We start from the raw sequence: 5,862 nt of genomic DNA, 5'->3' as shown, positions 1-5,862 counted from the left end.
GGTCGCATCCGCCCCAGCTCTTACGACGACGATCAAGGCCGGACCCGCTACGTCATCGAGTTCGTGCTAGGCCCCTTCAGCGAACTAGAAGTCCTCGCCCGCGGCAAAGCCAAAGCCGAAGGCTCTGGCACCGAAGTAGACCTGCCGTTGGAGACCGCCGCCTAGCCAATTCATCCACCCAAATTTGCCTAAGGGCGGAGCCTAACAGCTCCGCCCTTTTGTCGTGCCTGGGCTAAATCGACGAGGTTTGGCCTCACGCCACACTCAAGCAATCTTGAATGGTCAGCCTTCTCGAACCATGCGCCCATAGCTGCATGCGCTATCCATCCGTCACGACGATAACCCTAGCAACTGTCGGAGCCACATTGGCAGGATCGGCAATCAATGCTCGCTTTTTTGAGCACCCACTGATTTTTGGTACAATGCTGGCCCTCGGACTTGGATTGATTGGTGGGGCCCTAGTCAGTTCCTTGAATCAGTCTGGTCCACCAAAGAACTAAAGGCCGTCCGAGGGCCCATATCTTAAATGTAAGGCCTTCCAGGAGTGAGGGTGTTTCGTTTTGTGGCGATCTGTTTCTAAGTGGGGTCATATGGGGAACAGAGAGGATATGAGACAGGGAGAGGCAAGATAAAGGGAGGTTTTGTGTTGCTTTATCCTACTGATATTATTCGCAAAATAGGTGAATCTGATTGCTTCTCATGAATTGCCATGAATTACTGCTCGTATGGCTGGCATGGGGGGCATCTCGCACCGCCATCTGGGAGTTCCGACCATGGCGTATGGCAGTCAGGATCAGGGTGATCGGGGTAGCAGATCTGAGTGGGTCTTCACGCTTCAAGAACGCTTGAGCCTGCGCCTCGCAAGCCATGGGGCCGAGGCGCAGGCTCGCTTGCCAAGCCGTCTCAAAGGTGATGGCGGCTCTATGCGGGCATCCCTTGCCCGCAAGCTTGTCCATGCAAGGCTGTTTGGTCGTGGCAGTGGTGGGACGGCTGGTGGCGCTGTTGGTGTTGGTGGTTCAGCGGCGCGGAAGGGCGGGGTTGGCTCTATCAGCGTGCGGGCTTCCCAGCGTGTTGTGGTGAAGGCCTTTGTTGCCCGCCACCAAGGACCCCGCGCTGTCGCTAATCCCGGCAAGGCCATTGTCCAGCATGTGAAGTATTTGGCCCGCGAAGGTATGGGTTTTGATGGGTCAGAAGCGCACTTCTATGGACCGGCGGGCGAGCTTGCCCCGGAGGCGGTCAAGGAAGCGACGCGGGCTTGGGGAGATGATCGTCATCACTTCAGGCTGATCATTAGTCCAGAACAAGCCGACAAGATGGAAGATCTTCAAGGCTATATCCGTGATGTGATGGGTGACGTTGGTCGCGATCTGAAAGAGCCTACCCTCATCTGGGTTGCTATCAATCATCATGATACCGATCAGCCCCATGCCCATGTCTTGATCCGGGGCATTAGAGCCAATGGCTCAACCTTGGTCATCCCACGCGAAATGATCAGCCAAGGCATCCGCCAGCGGGCAGAGCACCAGGCTCAGAGCCTACTGGGCGACAAGACACGCACAGAGGCCGAGCAGCAGCTCTTTGGCCGTACACGGGCAAACTATTGGACCGACATTGACCTGAAGCTCACCAAGCTCGCAGAAGCAAATGGCGGCTTACTCGCTTCAGAAGAACTCAACCGGACCGATACGTTTGGAGCTGTTGCACGGGGCCGGGTCAATCATCTTGAGCGTATGGGGCTGGTTACATGCTCAAGAGCCGGTATCGCCTTTGCGCCGGACCTGAAACAGCGGCTTGATACCCTTCAGCGCAGCAAGGATGAGATCCGCTCTTACTGGGACCGCGAGCGCACGGCGGCCTTTAGTCAGCGGGGCGCTAAAGCTGTGTCCGAGATGAAGGCACCTAGCAAAAGCAAACCAACTGCGACGGTTCACGCAGAGATCAAGACTCAACAAAGCGTGGACACTCAACAGCGCTTTGATCCAACAACAGACCGTTTAACCCCGCATGATGTCATTCTTGCGCGTCGGGCAAATGGCAGAGATGGGCCAGAACAGGTTTCAGAAGCCATGGAGGCAGAACTTCTCGCTCGGGCAGATCATCTTATCAAGAACGGTCTAGGGGCCGCCCAAGGCCGTGGTGTCGTGTTCAAAGCGGAAAGCTGGTATGCCCTTCGTGACAAAGACTTCATAGCCGCCGCCCGCGAACAATTGGGGCTCGCGCGCGGATCAGTCGGCGTGCAGCCCAATGCCTCGGAAGGCACCGTCGTCGGTCATATCGATACCGCTCTTGGCCGTTACGCAATCGTTGATCGAGGGGTGAATTTCATCGCGGTACGGGATATCCCCGGAGCGGAGCTTGCTCTGGCGCAGGTTCTCGGTGCGGGGATCGGACGGTGACATCAAGAAGCCCGAAACGCCAGAGCCAACTATCGATTTAGTTTGGCCTCAAGTCGTGAAATGCTTTCCATTAAATCTTCAAACTTAGGCGGTGCCACCATAAACATCTCCGCCATTGCGCCGTAATCGGCACGCAAGCGTTCACGGAGATTGTCGTTCGGAACTAATTGGAGAGTTCCGAAAACTGCGGTTTCATAAGATGCTTTCTTGTCTGGAAACATGAGGCTTTTGTTGAGTACGACGCGCTCTAAAAGGTCTGGTGCCTTCATAGCAAGATCATCAACGCCCTTTGCAGCAAGCATTGCCGTATCATAATAATGACGTGACATTTCAGGCCGAAAATTTGCGCCGTGGTAAAGCGCATGTAGGATCGTGACCTTCTCCCAAAAAGTCCGTTCCACAGATAAAGTTGAAATCTGAGTTTGAGCGTCGATAAGCTCTTGGGGAAATTCCTGTGCCAGATAGGGCGTGATCGTTCGGAGTTCACAAGGCTCTGGTTCCCCACGAGCCCCAAACTCAAGCTTAATGCTAGGCCTGATGTACCCCTCTTCAAATCCGCCTCCTATAGGGAACTGACCCACAGCGCCGTCACCCACAGCACCTCGAAATCTGCCGTAAGCTAGTAACCGGGGATATTGAAACAATATGGTTTGAGCATCAGGGTCCTCCGGGTCGAGGAAAAGGTCCCACCCTTCATTTGTTTGAAGTTCCCCTGCGATGGCTCTTTTGATAGTCGGCAGAGCTATTTCCTCCACATAGGATTGCGCAGCAACTTTCAGTGCTTTGACACGCCGCTCCCGTTCTTTTCCAGTTATTCCATTCTCCATAGGAGGCTTTGTTTCTTCGATTTTGGGGGCGTTTCGTCCAATCGTGAGGTCGATATCCTCTGAAAATCGATCAATGATACCATAGGCCTTCGATAGTGACGTTCCGCCCTTAAAGGTCAGATTTTCCGCCAATACAGGCACCGACATTAGGCGGCGCAATGTCCAACAGACCCAGAAGTCTTTCTCGATGATAATGGGGGTTACTTCACGACGTGCCGCCGCTTCATTAATGAACGCCAGAAGTTCGTTAGGGGCCAGACGAGCAAACTCATCCATTGCTAGCTATCTCGATCTTGAGGACTGCATCACTCATCCAACCAGCCATTTGAGGCCTTGCCTTCTGAAGTGCCTTCACATCACGAGCATCTAGACGGCTCGCAAGACTACGGATGATATCAGAGTCGACATTGATTTTTCCGAGATGCGCTAGCACTTGCAAAACCGCATTAGCTTGGGGCGACGCATCATCTAATATGGGCGCGCGCGATCGTTTAAGCGTAATTGTCCGACCAGCTACTTTCTTCGAGCGTGATGCCCCGCTTGTAGCATAACTCGATTTAGCGGGTACTTGCGTCGAGATGCCAAGCCGATTTGCTGCTTGAGCACCAGACGTAATGACTTTGTCACCGCTTTGCACTGCGACTGCTTGGACTATCATGTCCGCATCAGGTGTAAGCAAACCAAGCTTATCGTGCATCATGGGATAATCGTAGAGACCGCGTCCAATTCGCCGAATTGAACCTGAGTTCAGAAGCCGTGTGAGCGCCATATCAACGGATGCACGTGTACCAAGGTCAAGGAAGTCTTTGGGCGTAAAAACCCAACCCCGTCCCTTGCCTCGCACACGTTTGATAATTTTATCCGTCATCGCGGTCACTGCATCACTCCATTTCGTTAGAAAATAGCATGCTTTTTTCTAACAAGCCATGAATTTATTATCAACGAAAAAATATTTCAATTCAACACAATGAAAAATATCATCTCAAGAAGTGCCTATAAAAGCAACTACCTGTTTAGATGGCCCTCGGAGCCTCAAATCTGGCAGATCAGCCCTTCCCCTTCAAAAGCCCCGCGATCTCGCCCGCCATGCTTTCAGCCGCAGCCCTCATATAGCCATCCGACAAATGAGCGTATCGTCTGGTGGTTTTGACATCTTGATGCCCAAGCAGCTTTCCAATCACTTCAAGTCCAAGACCGCCTGCAAGACCAAATGAAGCTGCGCTGTGGCGGAGATCGTGAAGCCGAACATCGGCCAATTCAGCCTTCGCGCGGATATGGGTCCAGAGCTTAGGCGTTCCCTGAAATGGGCCAACACCAGATGTGTCTGGAAACACCCACTGATCGCGCTTGCGAGCCGCCTGCTCCTCCAAGATTGCGCGCATCGGGCCGCTAATAGGGATAAGCTTAGCCCCGGTCTTGGACCCCTTCAGTCTCAAAAAGCCGGTCTTTAGGTCAACTTCATCCCACGTCAGATTTTCAATTTCGCCTTTGCGAGCACCAGACAAAGCCAACATTCGAATAATTCCAATTCCCGAAGGATGCGCTCCATGTTCTTCCGCAAAGGTGATCGCATCACCTAACTGCCGCATTTCTTCTGAACTCAAAAATCTTTCAAGCATCCGATCAGGTGTCTTCTCAACACCAATAGCCGGGTTGCTCGATAACAATCCTTCCCGGACACCAAAGGAAAAAATGGATGACAAAAGCCTAAGCGTTCGCGTTGCAGTACCTTCCCCGCCCTGGACCAAACGCCGCCCCCTAGGCTTGGTCTTCTCAGACTTTGCCGTGTCGCCACGTGCCACAGCATCCCGAAAGCCTTCAATTCGCTGCCGGGTCAAATCGCCTAGTGCTACCTCTCCAAGAATAGGCAGAATATGGCAATTTATCCGGCCACGGTCGATTGCGATATTCTTAGGATCTCGCAATGCCCCAGCCAACCTCCCGCGCTGCCGTGAACGCGACGATCCTTTCTCGAGCCACAGATTGCACAGGGTTTCGACCGTGGGACGATCAACGGCGGGAACTGCTCGAACCTTTGCAACGGGCTCAATTCCCGTCGCAGCTTCTAGCAACATTACTCTCGCCTTGGCTCGCGCCTCGTCCAAAGTCATCGCATCAGGCTTGCCAAGCGTTGACAGTATCTGTTTGGCATGCCTGCCACTACCGACCCTCGCTTTAATGATGAAGGATTTGCTGCCACTAGCACGAACGCGCAGCCCAAGGCCTCGCACCTGATGATCCCACACGACGAAATCAGTCCCGGTTGCCTTTATGCTGGATACCAAACTTGCAAGTAACTTCATCCGATTCTGCTCTTTTTTGGGCCAATAAGGCAGTGGTCAAAATATCCTAGGCAGTGGTCATTCTGGATACCACCGGGATACCACCGAGCGCGAAACTGAGCAATATCGATCGAAACAGAAAGTAACAATTTTAACTCTAAACAACTGTTTATTATGATAAATTAAAAACACTCCGAAACCGTGGGAAACACCGAAAAATTGCCCTCCGAAGGCAAAGGTCACAGGTTCGAATCCTGTCGGGTGCGCCATTTTTCGTCGTGTGGAACCTCCATGGGCCGATGACGTTCAAACCTTCCCAACACCTTGATCCCCGCGTGGGAAACCACCGGGGGTTTG

4 protein-coding genes are annotated in these 5,862 nt (G+C 53.0%); 1 reads left to right on the top strand and 3 read right to left on the bottom strand.

Annotation, left to right across the window (positions count from 1 at the left end; translation table 11 throughout):
- The first annotated feature begins 773 nt into the window (after nucleotides 1-773).
- Nucleotides 774-2,396, top strand: coding sequence for a hypothetical protein (locus B7364_RS01220; protein WP_157893405.1), 1,623 nt, complete (start codon nucleotides 774-776; stop codon nucleotides 2,394-2,396).
- A gap of 29 nt (nucleotides 2,397-2,425) precedes the next feature.
- Here the strand turns inward: B7364_RS01220 and B7364_RS01215 are convergent, their stop codons facing one another.
- The 3 genes from B7364_RS01215 to B7364_RS01205 form a co-directional block, all read right to left on the bottom strand.
- Nucleotides 2,426-3,499 (bottom strand): nucleotidyl transferase AbiEii/AbiGii toxin family protein, encoded by a 1,074-nt coding sequence (locus B7364_RS01215; RefSeq protein WP_085338123.1) that lies wholly within the window; start codon nucleotides 3,497-3,499, stop codon nucleotides 2,426-2,428.
- A complete protein-coding gene (locus B7364_RS01210) occupies nucleotides 3,492-4,091 on the bottom strand; it encodes a DUF6088 family protein (RefSeq protein WP_085338122.1) in 600 nt (199 codons plus the stop codon). The genes B7364_RS01215 and B7364_RS01210 overlap by 8 nt, the downstream gene beginning before the upstream one ends.
- Before the next feature lie 178 nt (nucleotides 4,092-4,269).
- Nucleotides 4,270-5,526 carry a site-specific integrase gene (locus B7364_RS01205; RefSeq protein ID WP_085338121.1) on the bottom strand — a complete coding sequence of 419 codons (1,257 nt, stop codon included), beginning with the start codon at nucleotides 5,524-5,526 and terminating at the stop codon, nucleotides 4,270-4,272.
- Nucleotides 5,527-5,862: the final 336 nt, after the last annotated feature.

The organism is Aquidulcibacter paucihalophilus, assembly GCF_002105465.1.
GTDB classification, from domain to species: Bacteria; Pseudomonadota; Alphaproteobacteria; order Caulobacterales; family Aquidulcibacteraceae; genus Aquidulcibacter; species Aquidulcibacter paucihalophilus.
Note: the sequence above shows the minus strand (reverse complement) of the source record. Positions and strands in the feature narration are given on the sequence as shown.

Excerpts from the sequence above, each read along its gene's own strand:
- B7364_RS01220 (WP_157893405.1), top strand. The coding sequence starts at position 774 with ATGGCGTATGGCAGTCAGGATCAGGGTGATCGGGGTAGCAGATCTGAG.
- B7364_RS01215 (WP_085338123.1), bottom strand. The coding sequence starts at position 3,499 with ATGGATGAGTTTGCTCGTCTGGCCCCTAACGAACTTCTGGCGTTCATT.
- B7364_RS01205 (WP_085338121.1), bottom strand. The coding sequence starts at position 5,526 with ATGAAGTTACTTGCAAGTTTGGTATCCAGCATAAAGGCAACCGGGACT.
- B7364_RS01210 (WP_085338122.1), bottom strand. The coding sequence starts at position 4,091 with ATGACGGATAAAATTATCAAACGTGTGCGAGGCAAGGGACGGGGTTGG.